General features: G+C 69.0%; 18 protein-coding genes. 9 read left to right on the plus strand and 9 right to left on the minus strand.

What is annotated here, in order from left to right; translation table 11 throughout:
- Positions 1–15: 15 nt before the first annotated feature.
- Entirely contained in the window at positions 16–2,079 is a 2,064-nt protein-coding gene (locus AC1RQG_RS18785) for a glycosyltransferase (RefSeq protein ID WP_493133508.1), read from the minus strand.
- A gap of 116 nt (positions 2,080–2,195) precedes the next feature.
- Between AC1RQG_RS18785 and AC1RQG_RS18790 the strand changes: the two genes are divergently transcribed.
- Together AC1RQG_RS18790 and AC1RQG_RS18795 are read left to right on the plus strand one after the other, a co-directional pair.
- Positions 2,196–3,488 carry a putative O-glycosylation ligase, exosortase A system-associated gene (locus AC1RQG_RS18790; protein ID WP_493133509.1) on the plus strand — a complete coding sequence of 431 codons (1,293 nt, stop codon included), beginning with the start codon at positions 2,196–2,198 and terminating at the stop codon, positions 3,486–3,488.
- The gene (locus AC1RQG_RS18795) at positions 3,485–4,393 is read left to right on the plus strand and encodes a polysaccharide deacetylase family protein (RefSeq protein ID WP_493133510.1); all 909 of its coding nucleotides are present in this window, start codon (positions 3,485–3,487) and stop codon (positions 4,391–4,393) included. Before AC1RQG_RS18790 ends, AC1RQG_RS18795 begins: the two co-directional genes overlap by 4 nt.
- Here the strand turns inward: AC1RQG_RS18795 and AC1RQG_RS18800 are convergent.
- Genes AC1RQG_RS18800 through AC1RQG_RS18815 form a run of 4 tightly spaced genes read right to left on the minus strand, consistent with a single transcriptional unit; the run spans position 4,320 to position 9,886 of the window.
- Positions 4,320–5,189, minus strand: coding sequence for a class I SAM-dependent methyltransferase (locus AC1RQG_RS18800; RefSeq protein WP_493133511.1), 870 nt, complete (start codon positions 5,187–5,189; stop codon positions 4,320–4,322). The genes AC1RQG_RS18795 and AC1RQG_RS18800 overlap by 74 nt on opposite strands.
- The gene (locus AC1RQG_RS18805; RefSeq protein WP_493133512.1) at positions 5,164–7,065 is read right to left on the minus strand and encodes an asparagine synthetase B family protein; all 1,902 of its coding nucleotides are present in this window, start codon (positions 7,063–7,065) and stop codon (positions 5,164–5,166) included. The genes AC1RQG_RS18800 and AC1RQG_RS18805 overlap by 26 nt, the downstream gene beginning before the upstream one ends.
- Entirely contained in the window at positions 7,062–8,291 is a 1,230-nt protein-coding gene (locus tag AC1RQG_RS18810; RefSeq protein ID WP_493133513.1) for a pyridoxal-dependent decarboxylase, exosortase A system-associated, read from the minus strand. Before AC1RQG_RS18810 ends, AC1RQG_RS18805 begins: the two co-directional genes overlap by 4 nt.
- Complete coding sequence (locus AC1RQG_RS18815) at positions 8,288–9,886, minus strand: acyl-CoA ligase (AMP-forming), exosortase A system-associated (RefSeq protein WP_493133514.1); 1,599 nt, start codon at positions 9,884–9,886, stop codon at positions 8,288–8,290. Before AC1RQG_RS18815 ends, AC1RQG_RS18810 begins: the two co-directional genes overlap by 4 nt.
- Before the next feature lie 156 nt (positions 9,887–10,042).
- Between AC1RQG_RS18815 and AC1RQG_RS18820 the strand changes: the two genes are divergently transcribed.
- The 6 genes from AC1RQG_RS18820 to AC1RQG_RS18845 are packed head-to-tail and all read left to right on the plus strand — an operon-like array spanning position 10,043 to position 14,615.
- The gene (locus tag AC1RQG_RS18820) at positions 10,043–10,765 is read left to right on the plus strand and encodes a hypothetical protein (RefSeq protein ID WP_493133515.1); all 723 of its coding nucleotides are present in this window, start codon (positions 10,043–10,045) and stop codon (positions 10,763–10,765) included.
- Positions 10,753–10,995, plus strand: a complete 243-nt coding sequence (locus tag AC1RQG_RS18825; protein WP_493133516.1) for an acyl carrier protein — start codon at positions 10,753–10,755, stop codon at positions 10,993–10,995. Before AC1RQG_RS18820 ends, AC1RQG_RS18825 begins: the two co-directional genes overlap by 13 nt.
- Positions 10,992–11,906, plus strand: a complete 915-nt coding sequence (locus AC1RQG_RS18830) for a hydrolase 2, exosortase A system-associated (RefSeq protein ID WP_493133517.1) — start codon at positions 10,992–10,994, stop codon at positions 11,904–11,906. The genes AC1RQG_RS18825 and AC1RQG_RS18830 overlap by 4 nt, the downstream gene beginning before the upstream one ends.
- Positions 11,903–12,736 (plus strand): hydrolase 1, exosortase A system-associated, encoded by an 834-nt coding sequence (locus AC1RQG_RS18835; RefSeq protein ID WP_493133518.1) that lies wholly within the window; start codon positions 11,903–11,905, stop codon positions 12,734–12,736. Before AC1RQG_RS18830 ends, AC1RQG_RS18835 begins: the two co-directional genes overlap by 4 nt.
- Complete coding sequence (locus tag AC1RQG_RS18840) at positions 12,709–13,998, plus strand: glycosyltransferase family protein (RefSeq protein ID WP_493133519.1); 1,290 nt, start codon at positions 12,709–12,711, stop codon at positions 13,996–13,998. The genes AC1RQG_RS18835 and AC1RQG_RS18840 overlap by 28 nt, the downstream gene beginning before the upstream one ends.
- A complete protein-coding gene (locus tag AC1RQG_RS18845; RefSeq protein ID WP_493133520.1) occupies positions 13,995–14,615 on the plus strand; it encodes a tetratricopeptide repeat protein in 621 nt (206 codons plus the stop codon). Before AC1RQG_RS18840 ends, AC1RQG_RS18845 begins: the two co-directional genes overlap by 4 nt.
- Positions 14,616–14,622: 7 nt before the next feature.
- Here AC1RQG_RS18845 and prsR read toward each other — a convergent pair whose 3' ends face one another.
- From prsR to AC1RQG_RS18860, 3 genes are read right to left on the minus strand one after another with little or no spacing between them, the layout of a single operon-like run.
- The gene (prsR, locus tag AC1RQG_RS18850) at positions 14,623–15,978 is read right to left on the minus strand and encodes a PEP-CTERM-box response regulator transcription factor (RefSeq protein ID WP_493133521.1); all 1,356 of its coding nucleotides are present in this window, start codon (positions 15,976–15,978) and stop codon (positions 14,623–14,625) included.
- Between the two features lie 14 nt (positions 15,979–15,992).
- Complete coding sequence (gene prsK / locus AC1RQG_RS18855; protein ID WP_493133522.1) at positions 15,993–18,065, minus strand: XrtA/PEP-CTERM system histidine kinase PrsK; 2,073 nt, start codon at positions 18,063–18,065, stop codon at positions 15,993–15,995.
- A complete protein-coding gene (locus AC1RQG_RS18860) occupies positions 18,062–19,438 on the minus strand; it encodes a TIGR03013 family XrtA/PEP-CTERM system glycosyltransferase (RefSeq protein ID WP_493133523.1) in 1,377 nt (458 codons plus the stop codon). The genes prsK and AC1RQG_RS18860 overlap by 4 nt, the downstream gene beginning before the upstream one ends.
- A gap of 185 nt (positions 19,439–19,623) precedes the next feature.
- Here AC1RQG_RS18860 and nadB point away from each other — a divergent pair, with 185 nt between their 5' ends.
- Positions 19,624–21,240 carry an L-aspartate oxidase gene (nadB, locus tag AC1RQG_RS18865; RefSeq protein ID WP_493133524.1) on the plus strand — a complete coding sequence of 539 codons (1,617 nt, stop codon included), beginning with the start codon at positions 19,624–19,626 and terminating at the stop codon, positions 21,238–21,240.
- 4 nt (positions 21,241–21,244) lie between these two features.
- Here nadB and AC1RQG_RS18870 read toward each other — a convergent pair whose 3' ends face one another.
- The gene (locus AC1RQG_RS18870) at positions 21,245–22,033 is read right to left on the minus strand and encodes a substrate-binding periplasmic protein (RefSeq protein WP_493133525.1); all 789 of its coding nucleotides are present in this window, start codon (positions 22,031–22,033) and stop codon (positions 21,245–21,247) included.
- Positions 22,034–22,089: the final 56 nt, after the last annotated feature.

A 22,089-nucleotide genomic window follows, 5' to 3' on the forward strand; every position in this document is an offset into this window, starting at 1 on the left:
GCCGGGCCGCCGCCGTCAGATCAGGCCACGGTAGAAATCGCGCACCTGCCGGCCGACCACGGCGCTGCTGTAGTGCGCGATCGCTTCGGCCCGCGCCTGGCGCCCCATCGCCGCGCGGCGCGGCGCGTCGGCCAACAGGTCGCCGATGCGGATGGCGGCCTCGTCCAGATCGTTGGGCGGCACCAGCATGCCGCCCTGGCTGTCGCGCAGGATGTCGGAACTGCCGGCGACATCGGTCGCCACGGCCGGCACGCCGCACGCCATCGCCTCGATGGTGGCGATGCCGAACCCCTCGCCACGACTCATCAACAGATGCAGGTCGAAGCCGGGCATCACCGTCTCGACCTGTTCCAGGTAGCCGGTGAAGACGACGTACGGCCCCATGCCGCATTGTTCGGCCTGTTTCCGCAGCGCGCCTTCGAGCGGCCCGGTTCCGGCGAACACCAGATACAGCCGGGGGTGGCGCTGCCGCAGGCGGGCCAGCAAGGCGATGGCCAGCGATGGCCGCTTTTCCGGCGACAACCGGGCCACGCAGCCGAGCACCAGACTGTCTGGCGGCAATCGCCAACGCGCACGCACGGCGCGGCCGGCATCGGCGCACGGCTGGAAGCGCTCGGTGTCGACACAATTGGGGATCACGGCCAGCCGGGCGGTCGCCGGCAGATAGTCGCGGTAGATGGCCAGAAAGTGGCGCATGGCCGACCCGGACACGGCATACACACCCGCGACGGCGCTGAACGCATCGCGCAGCATGGGCGCATGCCAGGCCGAGATGGTGTCCATGGCGAACGTCCCATGCACGCTGAGCACCACGGGCAGCCCGCATTGCCGCGCCAGCCACATGGCCGAGGCGCCATAGTTCGTCCAGCACAGGGCCACATGCACCAGCTGCGCGCGGTGGCGGCGCATGGCGCGCACGGCGAACAAGCGGGCCCGCCATCGATTCACGCGACGCCACGCCCAGTGTTCGAAGAACAGGGGCGGCGCGAACGGCGTCCAGCGCAGCCCCTCGGCGGCCAGCCGGGCGCGCCAGACCGCGCTGCCGGGAAACTTGCGGGTGGCGATCAGGCACGGATGGCCGGCATCGGCCAGGAAGCGCGCCTCTTGCGCCATGCGCAATTCCATGCCGCCCAGCGCGCCGGAATGACTGGTGATCAGCACCTTCGCGCCGGGCCGGCGCGCGCCGCGCCACGCCTCGCGGCAATAGCCTTGCACGTAGGCGAGCTCCCAGCGGTGGCGAAACACGGCGATTGCGTCGCGGCGCAGCCACGCCAGCGCCGCGCCGGCCGCTTCGTCCAGCCAGCGCCTGAACATCCAGCGCGGCACGCCCAGCCACGCCGGGACAGCGCCCGGCCGCTCTTGGCGGTACTGGCCGCGCCCGAAGCGGCGCGCGCGCTGCAACAGGAACGGGGCTTGCAACTGGTGGGCCCGGATATGGTGGGCCACCACGGCATCGCGGCAGAACCAGCTGCGGAAGCCGGCCCCGGCCACGCGCCGCGTGAACGAGGTTTCGCCGCCCATCGCATATTCGCCGCCGTTGGGGCCCAGGCTCTCGTCGAAGCGGAAGCCGGCGTCGAGCACGGCGCGCCGCACGGCCATGTTCGCGCCCCATACGAGGCCGGGAAACACGGGGCCTTCGGCCAGATCGGGCGCCGTCAAGCCATAGGTCAGGCCCAGCGGGACGTGGGCCAGCACCCAGTCCGGCGGCGGATGCGCCCAGTCCGCCACGATGGCGCCGCCGAACACGGCGTAACCGGGATGGGCCGCCGCGCACGCGGCCAGGCGACGCAGCCAGTTGGGGGCCGGCATGGCGTCGTCGTCCGTGAACACCAGCAGATCGGTCGCCGCGTCGGCCAGCACCTCGGCCAGTCCCCGGTTGAGGGCGGCATTCTTGCCGCGCCGCGCCTCGTACAGGTAACGCAATGGCAGGCAGCCGGCATGGGCCTCGATGATGTCGCGGCTGCCATCGGTGCTGCCGTTGTCGACGATGACGAGACGCCAGCCACCGTCGGGCGGCACGAGCGCGCCATACGCGGCCAGCACCCTGGGCAAGGTGGGCGCGCCATTGTGGGTTGCCATGAGTACGGTCAACAAGGGCGCCGCTCCTCTGTCCTATAGTGGTTCGATATCGGAGCAACCAGTGTAGCCATGGCCGTTCATCCGGCCGTTGAGACGCGTCAACCCCTCACATCCCCATGCGCGACATTCTCGTCACCGTGATCGTGTTCGGCAGCCTGCCGATGGTGTTCAGGACGCCCGTCGCGGGCGTCCTGCTGTGGGTGTGGATCAGCGTGATGAATCCGCACACGCAGGGCTGGGGCTTCGCGCAGAATTTCCCGTTCGCCTACATCGTCGCCGTGTGCACCTTGCTGGGCATGGCGGGCCAGCGGGGGCCGAAGGCCCTGCCCGTCAACGGCATCACACTGACCCTGCTCGCCTTCATCGTCTGGATGAATGTGACGACACTGTTCGCCCTGTTCCCGGCCGCGTCCTATGAACAGTGGAACAAGGTGATGAAGATCATGCTGATGACGCTGGTCACGATGATGCTGGTGCGCAGCCGCGAGGATGTGCACCGGCTGATCTGGATCCTCGTGATCTCGCTCGGTTTCTATGGCGTCAAGGGCGGCATCTTCACGCTGCGCACCGGCGGCGAGGACCGCGTGTGGGGGCCGGAAGGCACGTTCATCGGGGACAACAACGCCATCGCGCTGGCCCTCATCATGACCATCCCGCTGATGCACTATCTGCTGCAACAGAGCGGCAACAAATGGCAGCGCCGCGCGATGGGCGCGACCATGGTGTTGTCGGCGCTGGCGGCGCTCGGCTCTTATTCGCGCGGCGCCCTGCTGGCGATCGCCGCCATGACCGTCTTCATGTGGTGCAAGAGCCGCAACAAATGGCGCAGCGGCGCCGTGATCGTGCTGCTGGCCCCGCTGTTGTTGCTGTTCATGCCGCAAAGCTGGAGCAGCCGCATGGACACCATCGGCGACTACCAGGCCGACGAATCGGCCATGGGCCGCATCAATGCCTGGTACATGGCTTACCACCTGGCGCGCGACCGGCTGTTCGGCGGCGGCTATGACGTGGCCGAACCGTCGCTGTTCGCCCGCTACGCGCCACATCCGGCCGACGTGCACGCCGCGCACAGCATCTATTTCCAGGTGCTGGGCGAACATGGCTTCGTGGGACTGGGCTTGTACCTGCTGCTGGGCATCTCCACGTGGCGCTGCGCCTCCTGGATCACCCGTCAGGCCGGCGACCAGCCCGAGCTGGCCTGGGCGGCCAGCCTGGCGACCATGATCCAGGCCAGCCTGATCGGCTTCGCCGTGGGCGGCGCCTTCCTCAGTCTCGTGTATTACGACGTGCCCTATTATCTGATGGCGGCGCTGCTGGCCATGCGCGCCCTGATCCAGGACACCCGTCCCAAACAGCCGCCGGCCCGTGCCGCGTCGCGCCAGCCGGCGGCGCCGGCCCCGGAGACATGATGCGCTGGCCACGCCGCCTCTCCATCCTCATCTACCACCGCGTCGTCGCGCGCCGCGATCCGCTGCAGCCGGCGATTCCGGACCTGCGCCAGTTCGACCGCCACATGCGCTGGTTGCGCCGCTGGTTCCACGTGCTGTCCCTGCCCGAGGCGGCGCGGCGCCTGCGCGACGGGACGCTGCCGCCGCGCGCGGCCTGCCTCACGTTCGACGATGGCTATGCGGACAACGTGGAACTGGCGCTGCCCGTCCTGCGCCAGCACGGCCTGCCGGCCTGTTTCTTCATCGCCACCGGCTACCTCGACGGCGGCCGCATGTGGAACGACGCCGTGATCGAGCACGTGCGGGCCGCAGCAGGTCCCCGGCTCGACCTGCGCCATCTGGGGCTGGCCTGCTACCCCATCCAAGACTGGCAGCAGCGGATACGCACGCTCGATCTACTGCTGCTGCGCCTGAAGTACTTGCCGTTTAGCGAGCGCCAGGCCATCGCCGACCAGCTCGCGCCGCCGCGCGCGCCTGGCCTGATGATGACAAACGCCCAACTGCGTCATCTTCACCGCGCCGGCATGGAGATAGGCGCCCACACCGTAGGCCATCCCATCCTGGCGGTCTTGCCGGACGTGGATGCCAGGCAGGAGATCGAAGCGGGCAAGGCGGCCCTGGAGCGCCTGATCGACAGCCCGGTCCAGTGCTTCGCCTACCCGAACGGCAAGCCCGGCCAGGATTATGACGGCCGCCATGTGCGCATGGTGGCCGATGCGGGCTATGTCGCGGCCGTGTCCACGCGCCCGGCGGCGGCCGCCCCGGGTTGCGATCCGCTGCAGCTGCCGCGATTCACGCCATGGGACGCGGCGCCGTGGCGTTTTGGCTTGCGCCTCGTTCGGAGCCGCTGGCGCCAGCCGGTTTGATGCCGAGCAGCACCGTGTACGGCGTGGCCACATGGGCCAGGAAGCGCAGCGCCGGCCAGCGGCGGACCGCCCGCACGAGCGCGATCGCGGCGGATCCGCGCCCTGCCAGCTCCATCAGGTCGAAGCGGTCCATGCAATGGAGCCCCTGCCGGCCCAGGTGGTCGCGCAAGCTGTAGTAGGTGAACCAGTTCACGGCCGGATAGGTGGCATGGCCCGCCAGCCACGGTTGGGTGGTGCGGGCCAGGTGCTCGCAGCGGCGCTTGAGCCAGGCGGGATACCACGAATACAGGGGCAGGCTGAATTCCTCCTGGCTCGGGCATAGCTTGTTGCTGGTGCTGATGAACAAGGCGCCGCCGGGCCGCAGCACGCGCACCATCTCGCTGAGGCAGGTCGTCCAGTCCGTCACATGTTCGAGCAGTTCCGGCGCGATGCACACGTCCATCGCGCCATCATCCCACGGCAAGGCGGTGGCCGAGGCGACGGCGAACTGGATGTCCAGTCCCGCCTGCCGCGCCCGTTGCCGCGCGAGCCCGACCAACGCTTCGTTGATATCGACGCCCTGCACGCGGTGCCCGAGGCCCGCCCACAGCCGGGATTGCGTGCCGGCGCCGCAGCCGATATCACCCACCCGCAACGGCCCGGCGGGCTGCCCGAGCGCCCGCCACACCGTCGCCTGGATCAGACGGAACCTGTCCCAGTCGGCGTCGCCATCACTCTGGCGGGCGTAATGGCGGTAGAAGTCGTCGTGACAGGTGGTGTCCCAGTCCGGCTCATCCCTGGCGGATTTGGAGCTCATCGCGCACCTCCTCATGTGACCGTCGCGCATCCACGCGCAGTTGTAACCATTGCTCCAACATCATGAGCACCCACACCATCGTGCCGTGATAGGGAGGATGGGCGGCCAGATGGGTGTCGAGCACATCGTCGATGAACGCGGGACGGACGATGCCGCGCCGCTTCAGAGCGCTCAGGCTGTCGCCAGCCAGGCTGCGCAGGCCGGCGTGGGTGTGCAGCCAATGCCCGACGGGCAGGCCGAACCCGTGTTTTTTCTTGTTCAGGATGGTGCGCGGCAGCGTTCCGCGCAGCGCCGCGCGGAAGAAGTGGCGCAGACGCGTGCCGCGCAGCTTGTCGTCCGGATGCAGGCGGGCCGCGAACGCCACCACTTCATCGTTCAGGAACGGGAAGGCCGCTTCCAGACCCGCCAGCTCGCACGCTTTGTTCACTTTTGGCAAGTCGTTGTCGGCCAGGGTGAAACGCATGTCCAACGCCAGCAGCCGGTTGATCTGGCTCAGGTGGCGTGTGGGCCAGTAGGCCAGATCGAGGATGCGCGCCGGCAGCGCACTGTCGACCGAGGCAAGAAACGCCGGTTCCAGCACAGCGTCGAAGCCGTAGTTCTGCAGCAGGTTGTACGTTTCCAGCCGCGCCGGCAGCGGCACCAGCGCCTGGCGCACGTAGCTGCGCGCCTTGCGCGCCAGCGGCAATTGCCAATCCGCCAGCAAACCGAACAGCAGCGGCTCCAGCACCAACTGGCGCAGCGGGGCCGGGCAGCGCTCGTAGCGCGACAGCACGGCCTGGTGCGCGTAGCGCGCGTTGCCGCCAAACAGCTCATCGCCGCCGTCGCCGCCGAGCATGCGGGTGATGCCGTCGGCCCTGGCCATGCGGGCGCAGTAATAGGCGGGAACGGCCGAGGCGTTGCCGAACGGCTGGTCGAACACGGCGCTCAGGTGGGGGACGGCCGCGCATACGTCCTCGGCCGTGACATACAGCACCCGGTGCCGCGTGCCGAACACCTGCGCGGCCAGGTTGGCGTAGTCGACCTCGTCGTAGCCGTCCACGTCGAACCCGATCGAATAGCTGCGGGCCGCGACATCGCCGCGCGCCAGCATGGCCACCACCGTCGAACTGTCGGTGCCGCCGCTAAGAAAGGCGCCCACCTCATGGCCTGCCAGCGCTTGCTGCACCGCGTCGCCGATCAAGGCGAGAAAGCGTGGCCGCAATTGGGGCCAGGGCGTACGCTCGCGTTCGAGGTAGCTGGGCGTCCAGTAGCGGCCGCGCTCCATCGCGCCGGCGCTGTAGCGCAGATACTCGCCCGGCAACAGCCGCTGCTGCTGGCGGTACATGGTGCCCGGTGCCGGGACCATGTGGAAATACAGGTAGTTAAAGATCGCCTGGTGATCGAGCGTGGCGTCGCCGGACGGGTGGGCCACGATGGCGTCGGCCGAACTGGCGAACAGCAGGCCCTGCGGCGTGGGCTGGAACAGCATCGGCCGGGCGCCGTTGCGGTCCACGGCAAGCAAGGCTTCGGCTCGGCGGCTGTCGAGTATGCACAGCGAGAACGCGCCGGCCAGCGCGTCGCAGCACCGCGGCCCCCGCACCGGCCACAGCGCGGCCAGGCGCGCGGCCACCTGCCCGCTCCCGCCCTCCAACGTCGGTTGACCCCAGATGGCGATCAGCAAACCATCGTGCCGGAACAGCTCGGCGCTGTCCGCACGGGCGGCGATGGCCACCGCCGCCGCGTCGCCGGACAGGGCTTGCACCGCGCTGCCATCGAAGCGCGTCAGCGACGCCGCCATCCTGGCCAGCCGTTGCCGCGCCAGGACGGCAGCGGCGCCAACGTCCGCCCCATCGTCGCCGCCCCGCGCCCGGTTGAACCAACCGCACAGGCCACTCATACCAGCACCTCCAGCGCAGGCGGATGGCTGAGGAAGGCGGTCGGGCTGGCCGTGAGTCCGTAAGCGCCGGACTGGAACACGACCACCAGATCGCCGACGTCCGCAGGCGGCAGCGCGACCTGCTCGGCCAGCACGTCGAGCGGTGTGCACAGCGGGCCGACCACGGACACCACTTCGCGCCCCCCATCGGTCATCCGGTTGCCGATGGCCACCGGGAAATTGCGACGCACACGCTGGCCGAAGTTGCCGGAAGCGGCCAGGTGGTGATGGAGGCCGCCATCGGTGATCAGATAGGTCTGCCCGTGCGAGACCTTGCGCTCCAGCACGCGACACACGTAGATGCCGGCCTCGGCCACCAGGTAACGCCCCAGTTCCAATGCCAGCATCGCCTCCGGCGCGGCGCGGCGCAACAAATCCAGCGACCGCTGCAACGCGGCCGCCACCGGCGCCAGCGCCAACGGCTGGTCCCCGGGGAAATACGGCACGCCGAAGCCGGCGCCGATATTGAGCTGCCGCAGGGGAGCGGGCGCGTGTTCGGCCATGCGCACCGCCAGTTGGACGCTCCGTGTCTGGGCTTCGGCGATAGCGGCCGGCGACAGATTCTGCGCGCCGCAGAAGATATGGAAGCCCTGAAAATCGAGCTCCCGCTGCCGCATCGCCGTCAGCATCGCCGGCACCCGCTGCTCGTCCACGCCGAATGGACGGGGCCCGCCGCCCATCTTCATGCCGGCCAACTTGAGTTCGAAGTCGGGATTGATGCGGATCGCGACGCGCGGCGCCAGGCCCAGTCGCTGCCCGGTCGCCGCCACGCGGTCCATCTCCTGTTCCGATTCGACGTGTAGCAGGATGCCGGCCGCCACCGCACAACCCAATTCCGCGTCGGACTTGCCGGGGCCGGCGAAGCTGATGCGGTCCGCGGCCATGCCGGTGTCGAGCGCCACCCGCAGTTCGCCTCCGGACGCGACGTCGATCCCGTCCACCAGCGCCGCCACCATCTGCACCACGGCCGGCATGGGGTTGGCCTTCATCGCGTAATGCAGGCGGATGCCGGCCGGCAGCGCGCGCCGCAGGGTGTCCACGCGCTGGCCGATCTGCTGCCTGTCGTAGGCATAGAATGGCGTGCGCCCCACCCGCTCGGCCAGCCGTGGCAGCGCGACGCCGCCCACCTGCAGCGCGCCGTCCAGCACTGGAAACGGCGCGGCGGGCATATGGAGGGGCGCATTCATCGCCGCCCCTGTGCGCCGGCCGCGGCCAGCTCGCTGGCCAGCAGCGGCCGGTCGATCTTGCCGTTTGGATTGCGCGGCAACGGCGTCGCGCGCAGCTCGACCCAGGCGGGCACCATGTAGGCGGGCAAGGCGGCGCGGCAGGCAACCAGCACCTGCTCGGCGCTGGCAGGGGCCGCCTCGTCCGGCACGACGACCAGCACGATGGCCTGTCCCAACTGCGTGTGCGGCACGCCGATGGCGGCGGCCTCGCGCACCAGCCCCGATGCGTACACCACCTGCTCCACTTCGACCGGACTGACCCGGTAGCCGGACGTCTTGATCATGTCGTCGCTGCGGCCAATGAAATACAGAAAGCCTTCCTCGTCCATGCGCACGGTGTCGCCCGACCACACGGCCGCCTCCGGCAGCGGCAGGCCGGGCAGGCGCGGCGGCAATGGCCGGAAGCGCTGCGCCGTGCGGTCCGCGTCATTCCAATAGCCAAGCGCCACCAGCGGGCCACGATGGACCAGTTCGCCAGGCTCGTTGGCGGCGCACGGCGTGCCGTCGGCGCGCAGCACCAGCACTTCCGCGTTCGGGATCGCCTTGCCGATGGAATCGGGCCGGCGGTCCAGTTGTTCCGGCGCGAGGTAGGTGGAGCGGAATGCCTCCGTCAAGCCATACATCAGGTAGATGCGGGTGTCGGGCAACGCGCGGCGCAAGGCGTCGAGCGTGCGGCGCTGCATGGCCCCGCCGGAATTGGTGATGTAGCGCAGGCGCGTGGCGCTGTGCCAGCTCAGTTCCGACAGCTGTATCCACAGCGGCGGCACGGCGGCCAGCCCGGTGATGTGCTCGCGCTCGACCGTGTCGATGATGTCGCGCAACAGCAAATGGTTCATCAGGACGGCGCAGGCACCGCTGAGGAAGGCCGTGGTCAGCTGGCTCAGGCCGTAGTCGAAGCTCAGCGGCAGCACGCACAATATGCGGTCTTCGGGGCGGTTCTCCAGGTAGGCGGCGACACTGACCGCGCCCGCCACCAGGTTGCGGTGCGACAGCACCACGCCCTTGGGCATGCCGGTGCTGCCGGAGGTGTACAGTATGGCCGCCACATCCGCGTCGATACGGCGGTGCGCGGTGGCCGCGCCGGCCGCGTCGTCCATCCTCATGCACGCGTGCCAGTCCAGCACGGCCACGCCGGCGATGTCCGGCAAGCCCTGTTCGCCGCCATCGGTCAACACGATGGCGCGCAGGTCCGGGCAGGCGTGCAGTACCGGCAGCAAGCGGCTCAGCCGCTCGCGCGACGTGACCAGGATGCGCACGTTGCAATCAGCCAGGATATAGGCTACCTGCGGCCCCTTCAGCAAAGGGTTGACGGGCACGAACACGCCCCCGGCCGCCGCCGCGCCGAACATGGCGACGACCGCCTCCTCGCGCTTTTCCAGATACACGGCCAGCCGGTCGCCCGGCGCCAGTCCGGTGCGCAGCCAGGTCCCGGCCGCCGTCCCGACCATGGCGGCGAGCGCCTCGTAGGACAGGCTGGCGCCCTGGTAGGACAGCGCCGGCGCGCGCGGCGCGCGGCGGGCCGACTGGAAGATGAACTCGTGAATAAGCTGGGCCATCGGCCACCTCTGAGCGTTGGGTATCGCCTATGATTGAGACAAATGGCGCGGCGCTCTTTGATGCCTGTCAATCGACGCAACCGTTTGCGCGGCCGCAAAGGGATGGCTCGCCGCCCGGTGTTTAATCGGACGAGAACCCTGGTCCCCGTCCCCGCCATGCACAACCGTCTGACACGCGCGATCACCGAACTGGGATGGCTCAACGCCATGCTGTACCTGTGCGACCAGGTCCTGGCGCGGCTCACGGGCGGCCGATGCGCGATCCATAAATATCAGTTCGTCGCGCAACGGCTGGGCGATCAGCCGCTGTGCCCCGGCCGTGGCAACGACATCGAGATCCGCGTGCTGCCGCACCGGGAGGCGATCCCGCCCCGCTATCCGCGCCCGGCGACGGTGCTGGACAAGCGCTACGCGCAGGGCGCGATCAGCCTGGCGGCGTACCGGCGCCATGAGCTGATCGGCTTCCTGTGGCTGCTGTTCGACGGCTGCCAGGAAGACGAGGTGCGCGCCCGCTACCGGCTCGTGTCGCCCCGCTCATGCTGGGATTTCGACGTCTATGTCCGGCCGCAGGACCGCTTCGGCTGGGCTTTCTGCCGCCTGTGGGACGAGGCCCGCCGTCTGCTGCGCGCGCGTGCCGTGCGCTGGTCGTGCAGTCGCATCTCGGCCTTCAACGCCGCCTCGCTGAGCGCCCACGCGCGCATCGGCACGGTGCCACTGGGCAGCGCCACCTTCCTGCGCTGCGGACAGTGGCAATGGATGGTGGCCACGCTGGCGCCCCATTTCCACTTCTCGCGCGGCCCCGCATCCGCCCCCCAGCTGAGCTTCGATACGGGCGCGCTCGACCTCAACCCCAACCAGGAGCCGCCATGCCGCCACTAGACCAGGTAAGAACGATACTGAGCGAGACGCTGGGCGTGCCCCAGCTTGGCCGGGGACGCGACACGCCCTTGCTGGGCAGCGTGCCCGAACTCGATTCGATGGCGGTGGCCAGCGTGATCACGGCGCTGGAAACGCGCTTCGACATCGAAGTGCTGGACGATGAAATCAGCGCCCGCCATTTCGCCACCCTCGGCACGCTCAGCGACTTCGTGCAGAGCAAGCTGGCATGATGGACGATACGGTGCGCGGCGCAGTGCCGTTCCTGCTGGAGGCCGACCCTGGTGCACGCTTTTGCCTGTACCACGCGCCGCAAACGGAGGTGCCACGCGGCGCCATCGTCTACGTGCCGCCATTCGCCGAGGAACTCAACAAGTGCCGCCGCATGGCCGCCCTGCAAAGCCGTCGCCTCGCCCACGCCGGCTATGCCGTGGTCCAGCCCGATCTGTATGGCTGCGGCGACAGTGACGGCGACTTTGGCGATGCGCGCTGGCATCTGTGGCTGCGCGATATTGAACACGTTTGCCACTGGCTGCGCGACCAAGGCTATGGCCAGCCATGCTTGTGGGGTGCGCGGCTGGGCGCGCTGCTGGCGCTCGATTTCGCTTGCGCGGCGACCACCGCCCCGCCGGCGTTGATCATGTGGCAGCCCGCCCTCGACGGTCGCCGCCACATCAACCAATTCCTGCGGGCCGGGCGCGCGGCAAGCATGCTGGCCCCCGGGCCCGCGCCCTCCGACGCGCGGACCACCGCCCAGGTGGCGCCGCTCGAAGTGGCGGACTGCACGCTGGCACCGCAGCTCGAAGTTGCAGGCTACGCGCTGGCGCCGCAGCTCGAAGTGGCGGGCTACGCGCTGGCGCCGCAGCTGCTCCAGGCCATCGTCGGACGCGACGCGGGCCAACTCACTCCCCCCTGCCCTGTGCACTGGCTGGAAGTGGACAGCGCGGCGGAATCGGCGTCCGGCGCCACGCCGCGTCTGGCCGCGACCGTGGCGCCGGCTTCCGAACGCCAGATCGCGCGCTGGCGCGCCGCCGGCGTCGCGGTCACGGCGCGGGCGGTGTGCGGCCCGTCCTTCTGGGCCAGCACGGAAAGCGTGGCCTGCCCCGCCTTGCTCGACGCTACCAGCGCGCTGGAGCTGCCGTGACAGCGCGCCCGCAGTTGCTGCGCATCCCGTGCAACGGCGACTGGCTGGTGGGCATCCTCCATCTTCCATCGGCCCCGCTGCCGCGCGGCGTGCTGGTCGTGACCGGAGGGCCGCAATACCGCGTCGGTAGCCATCGGCAGTTCGTGCTGCTGGCACGCCGCCTGTGCAGCGCCAACATTCCCGTGCTGCGCTTCGACTTCCGTGGCATGGGCGACAGCGAGGGCGAATCGCGCACGTTCGAACAGGTGGACGACGACGTGCGGGCCGCCATCACGCATTTCTTCCAGGCGGTTCCCGCGCTGCGCGAACTGGTGCTGTGGGGACTGTGCGATGGCGCCACCGCCGCCGCGTTCCACGCCGGAGGCGACGCGCGCGTGCGCGGCCTGGTCATGCTCAATCCCTGGGTGCGCGCCGTCCAGACCGAAGCGCGCGCCACGCTGCGCTATTACTACCTGGCCCGGTTGCGGGAGCCCCAATTCTGGCGCAAGCTGGCCACGGGCGCGCTGGGCGTCGCGCATGCGCTGCGCACGCTGCGCCAGGTGATGCGGCTGGCACGCGGTGGAGGCGGCGACGCGGACGGGGACTTGCCACAGCGGCTGTACCGGGCGTTGCAGGCGTTCCAAGGCCAGGTGCTGATCATCCTGAGCGGTGCCGACCTCACGGCGCACGAGTTCGCGGGCCTGAAGACGGACCATGCCCACTGGCGCACCCTGCTGGCCGAGCCGCGTTTCCGGCAGGTGACGCTGCCGCAGGCGAACCACACGTTCGCGCGCGCCGCGTGGCGCGATGAAGTGGCGGCACTGTGCGCCGATTGGATCGCATCGTGGTGAAGCGCGTGCTGATGATCGCCTTCCACTATCCGCCCATGCGTGGCAGCAGCGGGATACAGCGGGCACTCAAGTTCTCGCAGTACCTGCCGCAAGCTGGCTGGCAACCGCTGGTGCTGTCGGCCCACCCGCGCGCCTATCCCGACACCAGCGCCGACCAACTGGACGAGGTGCCGCCCGGTTTGACCATCCACCGGAGCGCCGCCTGGGACGCGGCCCGCCACCTGGCCCTCGGTGGCCGCTATCCCGCATTGATCGCCCAGCCCGACCGCTGGATCTCCTGGTGGCTGAGCGCCGTTCCGGCCGGGCTGCGCCTGATCCGGCGCCACCGGGCCAGCGTGATCTGGTCCAGCTACCCGATCGCCACCGCTCATCTGGTGGCGCTGACGCTGCATCGGCTGACCGGCCTGCCATGGGTCGCCGACCAGCGCGACCCGCTCACCGAACCGGGCTTCCCCCCCGATCCGCGCACCCGCCGCATCCACCAATGGATAGAAGCGCAGGCCGTCCGCCGCAGCGCCGCGATGGTGTGCACCACGCCGGGCGCCATGCGTGCGTGCCAGCAACGCCATCCGGCGCTGGCCGATGGCCAGGCGCGCGTGATCGAAAACGGCTACGACGAGGACAGCTTCAAGCACGCGGCACTGTCCGCGCGCGGCGAGCGCGGTGGCGCCGGCGCCGGCGCCGGCGTGTTTCGGCTGCTGCACAGTGGCCTGGTCTACCCATCCGAGCGCGATCCGCGCCCCCTGTTCGCCGCGCTGCAACGGCTGCAGGCCGCCGGCGCGATTGGCGCCGGCAATTTCCGCCTGGTGCTGCGGGCCCATGGCCACGCGGACTTCCTGCGTCCCCTGATCGCCCGCCACCGGATCGAATCGCTGGTCGAGCTGGCGCCGCCCCTGCCGTACCACGACGGGTTGGCCGAAATGCTGGCGGCCGATGGTCTGCTGCTGCTGCAAGCCGGCAACTGCAATCACCAGATCCCGGCCAAGCTCTATGAGTACCTGCGCGCGGGCCGCCCGGTGCTAGCCCTGACCGATCCGGCCGGCGACACCGCCGCCACGCTGCGGCTGGCCGGCATCGACACCATCGCCAGGCTCGACGAGGAAGCGGACATCGCGCACGCGTTGACGCGCTTCCTGCATCTGGCGCGCCAGGGCGCCGCGCCGCTGGCCACGCCGGCCACCATCGCCCGCCACTCGCGCGCCGCACGCACGCGGGAACTGGCGGCCCTGTTTGATGACATCGCCCTCCGGGAGGCCAAATGAAACCCCACCATCTGCTGTGCGCCCTGCTGCTGCCGGGCGCCGTCCACGCCAGCGCCGTCGATTGCGGGCCGCTCGTCCACAACGAGATCGGCGGCGACTACACCAACGCCAACGACCGCAGGACGCTGGCCGTGGTCGAGCAATTCCATTTCACTCCGGACGTCGAACATCTGATCCGTGGCGCGAGCGGCAAACTCGGTGACGACATCGGCTACACGCTCGAGCATTTCCCCAATCACCACCGGGCGCTGGCGGCCATGGCGCGCCTGGCGCTGCGGGACAAGACCAGCCAGCCGCTGGGCGCGCGCTACACGGTGGCGTGCTATTTCGACCGTGCCCTGCGCACGCGCGCGGACGATCCCCAGGTGCATGCGCTGTTCGGCGGCTACCTGCTGGCGCTCGGGAACGTGGACGGGGCACTGGACCAGCTGCGCGAGGCCGCGCGGCTCGCGCCCGACAACGCCACTAACCAATACAACCTGGGCCTCGTGTATCTGCGCAAGCAGGACTACGCGGCGGCGCTGGCCTGCGCCCATGCCGCCTATGCCAAGGGCTACCCGCTGCAAGGCTTGAAGAACAAGCTGGCCGCCGCCGGGCAGTGGCGCGACGCGCCCTGAGCGCAGATCAGCCAGCCCCGCGCAGCCCATGATGGGCCATCAGGTCGTACAGCGTGGGCCGGCTGATGCCGAGCAGTTCGGCCGCCTTCACAATATTGCCGTCGACCCGGGCCAGCGCGCGCACCATCACGCGATACTCGGCCGCCTCGCGCGCCTGGCGCAGGTTGATCGCCTCCTCGGCCGCTTCCGCCGCCGGCAGGCCCAGGTCCGAGGCCATGATGTGCGGCCCTTCGGCCATGATCACGGCGCGCTTGATGCAGTTCTCCATCTCGCGCACATTGCCTGGCCAGGTGTAGGCCTCGATGGCGGCCAGGGCCTCCTGGCTGAACGCCATCGCGGGCCGGCCCTCGGCGGCGCTGAATTTGTGCTTGAAGTGGTGGGCCAGCAGCGCGCAATCGCCCACGCGCTCGCGCAGCGCCGGTATCATCAGGACGATTTCGCTCAGGCGGTAGAACAGGTCGTCGCGGAAGCGGCCCGCCTGGGCCAGCGCGCGCAGGTTCTGATGGGTGGCGCAGACGATGCGCACGTCCACGCCGATCTCGGCGCGGCCGCCCACCCGTTCGATCACGCGCTCTTGCAGGAAGCGCAGCAGCTTGGCTTGCAACGCCATCGCCATGTCGCCTATCTCGTCCAGGAACAGGGTGCCGCCGTGGGCCAGTTCGATCTTGCCCAGCGTCTGGCGCAGCGCGCCCGTGAACGCGCCCTTCTCGTAGCCAAACAGTTCGCTTTCGAGCAGGTGTTCGGGGATGGCGGCGCAGTTGATGGCGACGAAGCGCTTGTCGTGGCGCGCGCTCAGCGCATGCAGGCCGCGCGCCAGCAACTCCTTGCCGCAGCCGGAGTCACCGAGCAGCATCACGGTGGCCGACGACGGCGCCACCTTCTCCACGCTGCGGCACACCTTGAGCATGCCGGGATCGCGGCTGATGATGCCGGCCAGCGGCGAATCGGCCTGGGTCTGCAGCATGCGGCGATTCTCCTGCTGGATCTCGTGCAGGTAATACGCCCGGCTTACGACCAGCGCGAGCAGGTCGGCATCGAGCGGCTTCTGGTGGAAGTCGTAGGCGCCGGCGCCGATGGCTTTCAGCGCGTTGCCCCGGTCCTGATTGCCCGACAGGATGATGACCTTGGTGTCGGGCGCCGCCGCCAGGATCAGCGGCAGCAGCGCCAGTCCCTCGCTGGCGCCGTCGGGATCGGGCGGCAGCCCCAGGTCCATCGTCACCACGGCCGGCTGGTGGCGGCGCAACTGGGCCAGGGCCGTCTCGCGATCGGCCGCCACCACCACTTCGTAGCGGTCGAGGCTCCAGCGCAGCTGCGTTTGCAGGCCCGCATCGTCTTCGATGACCAGCAATTTCCTTTTGCCCATCGCGCGCCCCCCGTCTACGCCGCCGCCACGGCCTGCGGGCACAGCGGCAACACCACCCGGAACGTCGATCCCGCCCCCGGGACGCTCGACACTTCCAGCTCGCCGCCCAGGTCGCGGATATATTCGCGGCTTTCGAACACGCCGATGCCCATGCCCGCCGGCTTGGTGCTGTCGAACGGCTGGAACAAGTGCTCGCGGATGAACTGCGTGCTCATTCCGTGCCCGGTGTCGGTCAGCTCCACGACGGCAGCCTGGCCCACGTGCAGCAAGCGCACCGTGATGCTGCCGGTGGGCGGCGTGGCCTCCACCGCGTTCTGCAGCAGATGACCGAGCACCCGTTCCAGCCGGCCACCGTCGGCCCGCACCATCAGCGCCGGCGCGCAGCACACCAGCACCGGCGCCGGCTTCCCCCCGGCGTGCGCTTGCACCGCGCGCGCCAGCAGTTGATCGAGCGCGAGCGGCGCGTCCTGGTCCTTGTACTGATCCCTGTCCTGGCCCCGGTGCAGCTTGCGCAGCAGTTGCGTCATCTTGTCGACGGAATGGGCCAGCGTGGCGAGCATATCCTGCTGGAAGGCGGGATTGTTCTTGTGCCGCTCCGCGTTGGCGAGCAAGAGGGACAGCTGCGAGACGAGGTTCTTCAGGTCGTGCACGATGAAGGCCGACAGGCGGTTGAAGGACTCGAACTGGCGCGCCACGGCCAGCGAATCGGCCGAGTCCCGATGCGCGAGGCAGGCGGCGGCCTGGCTACCTGCGATCTTGAGCAGATCCGTCACCTCCCAGTTGAGCGCCATGCGGACCCGGGGCTGGTCCAGCGTGACGAAGCCGAACAGGCGTCCGTGCAGCATCAAGGGCACCACGAGCCACACCTGTCCCATCGCCATCAGCCAGGACGGGGGCGAAAGCTGCTCGTAGGGATGGACCAGTTGGCGCCACTGCACGACGTCGATCACCCACTGGCGTTGTTCCATGAACTCGGAGAACGCGCTGTCGGCCGGCTCGGCCGCCTGCGGCATGGCCAGGTTCCAGCCGGCCGCCGGTTCGAAGCGCTGCCGTTCGCGCCGCATCCACAGGGTGCCCGCCGGACTTTCCACCAGCGCCGCCACCGCCTCGATGGTCCGCTCACCCAGCGCCGGTCCGCCATCGGCCAGGGCGCGGGTGAAACGCAGCCATTCCTGGCGGTAATCGTAACTGCCCTGGTAGAAGTGCTTGTTGATCAGCACCTTCAGGCTGGCGCGCATGGCGCCCGAGAACAGCACGCCGGCCAGCAGCAGCGCCGCGCCGAACAAGCAGGCCAGCTGCATCAACGGCCCCCAGGCACCGCCCACGTAGCGCAGGTAGTAGGCGCTGGAGGCCATGGCCAGCAGGTAGATGGCCGAACCAAGCAGCGCCGCCGAGCGGAACAGGATCTGGCGCGAGAACGCCAGGCCGGGCGACCAGCCCGGGTTGCGCGCGGCCGCGATGCCGATCAGCGGCGCGCACAGCGCATTGACCATGCCGCGGGCGGCCCAGATGTCCGGGTTCAGTTGCCGGAACAGCAGCGCGTCGCTGTACAGGTAGAAGTCGTAGGCGAACATGGCGCCTATGCCGAGGCAGGCGAACTTGATGCCCCAGCGGCTGACCGGCGGCGTGTTGCGGTACAGGTGTTCGACCAGCAGCATGCCCAGCACGGCCAACAGCACGCCGGCGCCGATGGTCCACGTGGCGCTTCCCGGCGCCGGCCCCAGCCACACGCGGGCGCCCATGGTGGCGACGAGCGGCATGACCAGCGCGACCAGCGCGACCGACAGGCCCGGCAGCCCACCCGAGGAACGCCGTCGCCGGGATTGCAACTGCTGGAGCAGCGCGAGCCACGCGCCCGTGCGCGACCATTCGAGCCACAAGGCCGTCGTCGTCGTGGGCTGCTTGCCGGAAAACGCCATGCCGATGGCCCAGACGGCTGTCAACAAACATGCACACGCCAGCGCGGCACCGTGGGGGCGCGCCCGCACCTTCCGCAACAGCAACATGGTCAACAACACGAACGTCGCGCCGGCGATGCCGTAACTGAACGCGGCGATGCCGGGCACGGTCCATGGCGCCAGCATCATCGGCTGCCCTTGCCGAACAACACCACCTGCACCGTGTCGATCAGGATCAGCAGGTCCAGGAACAGGCTGTTGTTCTTGACGTAGTACAAGTCATATTGTAATTTTTGCACCGCATCGTCGACCGAAGCGCCATAGCGGTAGCGCACCTGGGCCAGGCCCGTGATGCCAGGCTTGATGCTGTGCCGCACGTTGTAATACGCGACCTGGCCGCACAACCGATCCACGAAATAGCCGCGCTCGGGCCGTGGCCCCACGAAGCTCATCTCGCCCTTGAACACATTGAGCATTTGCGGCAGCTCGTCGATGCGCAGCTTGCGGATCCAGTGGCCCACGCGCGTGACGCGCGGGTCGTCGGCGCTGGCCCAGCGCGGCTGGCCATCGCGTTCCGCGTCCATGCGCATGCTGCGGAACTTGAGCACATTGAAATTGCGGCCGCCTTTGCCCACCCGTTGTTGTTGGTAGAACACCGGCCCGCCATCCTCGGCCACGATCCACGCGGCCGTCATGAGCATCAATGGCAATGTGACGAGGCAGATGGCGCTGCTGGCCAGCAGGTCGAAGGCGCGCTTGACGGCGGCCCGCAGGAAACTCTGGTCGAAGCCGCCGCCAAAGATCAGGAAACTCGGTTGCAGGGAGTCGATGCGGATCTGGCACGCTTCGCGCTCGAAAAACGTGGCCGCGTCCGTGATGCGGAGGCCGCCCAGCGCGCATTCCAGCAATTGACGCACGGGAAACGCGCCATTGCGGCGGTCACCGACCGTGACGACGATCTCGGTCGCGCCGTGATGGCGGGCCAGGGCCAGCAGCGACTGGTCCGCCGGCAGCAGCGTCTTGGCCGCCACGCGCGACGCCTCGCCGGCCACCGGCACGCAACCGACCACCTCGAAACGGTGCAGACCGGCCCCGCCGGCCGCCAGCGCCACGCACTCGCTGGCCGTGGCGCCATCACCGACCAGGATGACCTTCTCGACCAGCATGCGCGACTGCGCCGACGCCAGCAGGGCCAGCCGCGTCAGCAGCACGCCGCCGGCCCCCAGCAGAAACACCACCATCGTCGATGGCCCGAACTGCACCAGCGGCGCCGCGCCGATCGGCATGCTCAGCAAGCCGAACCCCAGCGCGAACGCGGGCAGGATGCGCAACAGCGTGTGTTTGATGTCCTCGCGACAAGTATTCTGGTACATACCGAGCGTGCTCATGCTGAACACCAGCACCAGGGCGAAGGCCAGCGCCGACAGGTAGGGCGAGTCCGGGTGGCGCCGTCCCAGCCACGCGGCCGTCGGGGCCGCGGCCACCGTCAGCAATATCAGCAGCTCCATCAACAACAGCATGAAGCCCATTTTCGACACGTAATGGTGGAAAATCCTGATCACGGCGCCCTCCTGCCCACCCGGCACGCGGGGGAGCTTTCATCATGGCGCAGCCCGATGCGGTCCATGTTGAGGCGCCACAAGGCAGGGTTAGCGCGGCAGTAAATTGATGCGGTCCAGCCCACCCGGCTGACGCCATGCTGCCAAATGGTCTATAGTAGAGGTCTTCACCGGATACAGACTTCACCATGAAATTTGATGTTGCTATTGTCGGCAGCGGATTGGCCGGCTTGTCGGTCGCCCTGCACCTGGCCGAAACGCGCACGGTCGCGATCATTTCCAAACGCACGCTGCAGGATGGCGCCAGTAACTGGGCCCAGGGCGGCATCGCCGCCGTGCTCGATTCCGGCGACAGCCACGCGGAACATATCAACGATACCCTGGTCGCCGGCGGCGGCCTGTGCGACGAGGGCGCCACGCGCTTCATCGTCGAGCATGGCCGGGAAGCGATCGAATGGCTGATCGCGCAAGGCGTGCCGTTCACGCGCGACGAATCGGCCGAACTGGGCTTCCACCTGACGCGCGAAGGCGGCCACAGCCAGCGCCGCATCATCCACGCGGCCGACGCCACCGGCCATGCGGTGCAGGTCACGCTGGAGGAAAAAGTACGGGCCCATCCGAACATCACCTTGTTCGAGCACCATTGCGCGATCGACCTGATCACCTCCGACAAGCTGCACCCGGCCAAGAAGGGCCACGCCCAGCCCAAGTGCCACGGCCTGTACGTGCAGGACGAACAGACCGGCCAGGTGCACACCTTCGCGGCCGAGCACACGGTGCTGGCCACGGGCGGCGCCGGCAAGGTCTACCTGTACACCACCAATCCGGACACGGCCAGCGGCGACGGCATCGCCATGGCGTGGCGCGCCGGCTGCCGCGTGTCGAACATGGAATTCATCCAGTTCCACCCGACCTGCCTGTACCACCCGTACGCCAAGTCGTTCCTGATCACGGAAGCGATCCGGGGTGAAGGCGGCTTGCTCAAGCTGCCGCCCGAAGCCGGCGCGGCGGCGGGCAGCCGCTTCATGCTGGCCCACGACGAGCGCGCCGAGCTGGCGCCGCGCGACGTGGTGGCGCGCGCCATCGACTTCGAGATCAAGAAGCGCGGCCTCGACTATGTGCACCTGGACATCAGCCACAAACCGGCAGAATTCCTGATCGAGCACTTCCCCACCATTTACGCGCGCTGCCTGGAACTGGGCATCGACATCACCAAGCAGCCGATCCCCATCGTGCCGGCCGCCCACTACACGTGCGGCGGCGTGGTGACCGACCTGGCCGGCCGCACCGACCTGCCCGGCCTGTACGCGGTGGGCGAGACGGCCTGCACCGGCCTGCACGGCGCCAACCGCCTGGCCAGCAACTCGCTGCTCGAATGCCTGGTGATCGGCCGCGCCTGCGCGACCGACATCGCGGCCAAGGAAAAGGATGAAATCCCCTACCTGCCGGACTGGGATGAAAGCCGGGTCACGGATGCCGACGAGGAAGTGGTGATCGCCCACAACTGGGACGAGCTGCGCCGCTTCATGTGGAATTACGTGGGCATCGTGCGCACCACCAAGCGCCTGGAACGGGCGCAGCACCGCATCGCGCTGCTGAAGGAAGAAATCGACGAGTACTACCGCAACTTCCGCATCACGCACGACTTGCTGGAGCTGCGCAACCTGGTCGATGTGGCCTCGCTGATCGTCAACAGCGCGTTGCAGCGGCGCGAGAGCCGTGGCCTGCACTTCAGCCGCGACTATCCGGACACGCTGCCGAAGGCGCTGCCCAGCGTGCTCACGCCGTCGCGCCGGCAGGGCTGACCCGTCAAGGGACGGCGACGTTGAAGCGGTGGCCCAGCCGTTTCAACTCGCCGCGCTCGACCAGCGTCCTGAAGGCCGCGTCGAAACGGGCGCGGAATTCGTCGTGTTCCGCGTCATGGGGAAAGGCGAAATAGCCATCCTGCTGATCCAGCGCCTGCGGCAACGCCACCACCGTCCCGGCCAGACGCAGCCGGGCCAGCACCGGTTCCGTGTTGCGCACATTGGTCGCGAACAAATCCACGTGTTGATGGGCCACCATTAGCAAGCCGCTGTCCACCGTGTTTGCCACGCTCGTGTGCAGGCCCGCGCTGGCCTGCGCGAAGGCCGCGCCATAAACCCAGCCATTGAGGATCACGATGCGGCGCTCGGCCAGCTTGCCGTAATCGCCGGTCCACGCGATGTGCGCGTCCGGCCGCGCGTAGAACACCATCTGGTCGCGGTAGAACGGCAATTGGGAAAAGGCCATCTGCCCCAGGCGGGCCGGAGATTTGTAGGGTCCCACCAGCAGGTCGATCTTGCCCTGCGCCACCAGCGCCTGCGCGCGCGGCCACGGATACAACTCGAACCGCACCGTATCGTTCATCTGCTGCGCCACGCGCCGGATGATGGCCGGCCCCAGCCCGTCGAACTCGCCGTCGGCCGTGCGTTCAAACACGCGCTCGAAGTGGGCGCCGGCCACCAGCCACTCGCGCGCCAGCGCCTGCCCGGCCGCGCCCTGCAGCAACGGCAGCAATACCAGCAGCGCGAATCGCCACGGGCGACCGCGCCGCCGCTGGTCCGCACTCAAGCCCACACACCGCATATCCGCCTCTCGCCCCTGGCCATACCGACACCACATCATACCCAAAC

This window comes from Rugamonas sp. GW822-FHT03B10 (assembly GCF_058801745.1).

What these genes read in the sequence shown, in the direction of transcription:
- AC1RQG_RS18805 (WP_493133512.1), bottom strand. Translation starts at nt 7,065, where the DNA reads ATGAGTGGCCTGTGCGGTTGGTTCAACCGGGCGCGGGGCGGCGACGAT.
- prsR (WP_493133521.1), bottom strand. Translation starts at nt 15,978, where the DNA reads ATGGGCAAAAGGAAATTGCTGGTCATCGAAGACGATGCGGGCCTGCAA.
- nadB (WP_493133524.1), top strand. Translation starts at nt 19,624, where the DNA reads ATGAAATTTGATGTTGCTATTGTCGGCAGCGGATTGGCCGGCTTGTCG.
- AC1RQG_RS18790 (WP_493133509.1), top strand. Translation starts at nt 2,196, where the DNA reads ATGCGCGACATTCTCGTCACCGTGATCGTGTTCGGCAGCCTGCCGATG.
- AC1RQG_RS18795 (WP_493133510.1), top strand. Translation starts at nt 3,485, where the DNA reads ATGATGCGCTGGCCACGCCGCCTCTCCATCCTCATCTACCACCGCGTC.
- AC1RQG_RS18820 (WP_493133515.1), top strand. Translation starts at nt 10,043, where the DNA reads ATGCACAACCGTCTGACACGCGCGATCACCGAACTGGGATGGCTCAAC.
- AC1RQG_RS18845 (WP_493133520.1), top strand. Translation starts at nt 13,995, where the DNA reads ATGAAACCCCACCATCTGCTGTGCGCCCTGCTGCTGCCGGGCGCCGTC.
- AC1RQG_RS18815 (WP_493133514.1), bottom strand. Translation starts at nt 9,886, where the DNA reads ATGGCCCAGCTTATTCACGAGTTCATCTTCCAGTCGGCCCGCCGCGCG.
- AC1RQG_RS18785 (WP_493133508.1), bottom strand. Translation starts at nt 2,079, where the DNA reads ATGGCAACCCACAATGGCGCGCCCACCTTGCCCAGGGTGCTGGCCGCG.
- AC1RQG_RS18810 (WP_493133513.1), bottom strand. Translation starts at nt 8,291, where the DNA reads ATGAATGCGCCCCTCCATATGCCCGCCGCGCCGTTTCCAGTGCTGGAC.
- prsK (WP_493133522.1), bottom strand. Translation starts at nt 18,065, where the DNA reads ATGATGCTGGCGCCATGGACCGTGCCCGGCATCGCCGCGTTCAGTTAC.
- AC1RQG_RS18825 (WP_493133516.1), top strand. Translation starts at nt 10,753, where the DNA reads ATGCCGCCACTAGACCAGGTAAGAACGATACTGAGCGAGACGCTGGGC.
- AC1RQG_RS18800 (WP_493133511.1), bottom strand. Translation starts at nt 5,189, where the DNA reads ATGAGCTCCAAATCCGCCAGGGATGAGCCGGACTGGGACACCACCTGT.
- AC1RQG_RS18830 (WP_493133517.1), top strand. Translation starts at nt 10,992, where the DNA reads ATGATGGACGATACGGTGCGCGGCGCAGTGCCGTTCCTGCTGGAGGCC.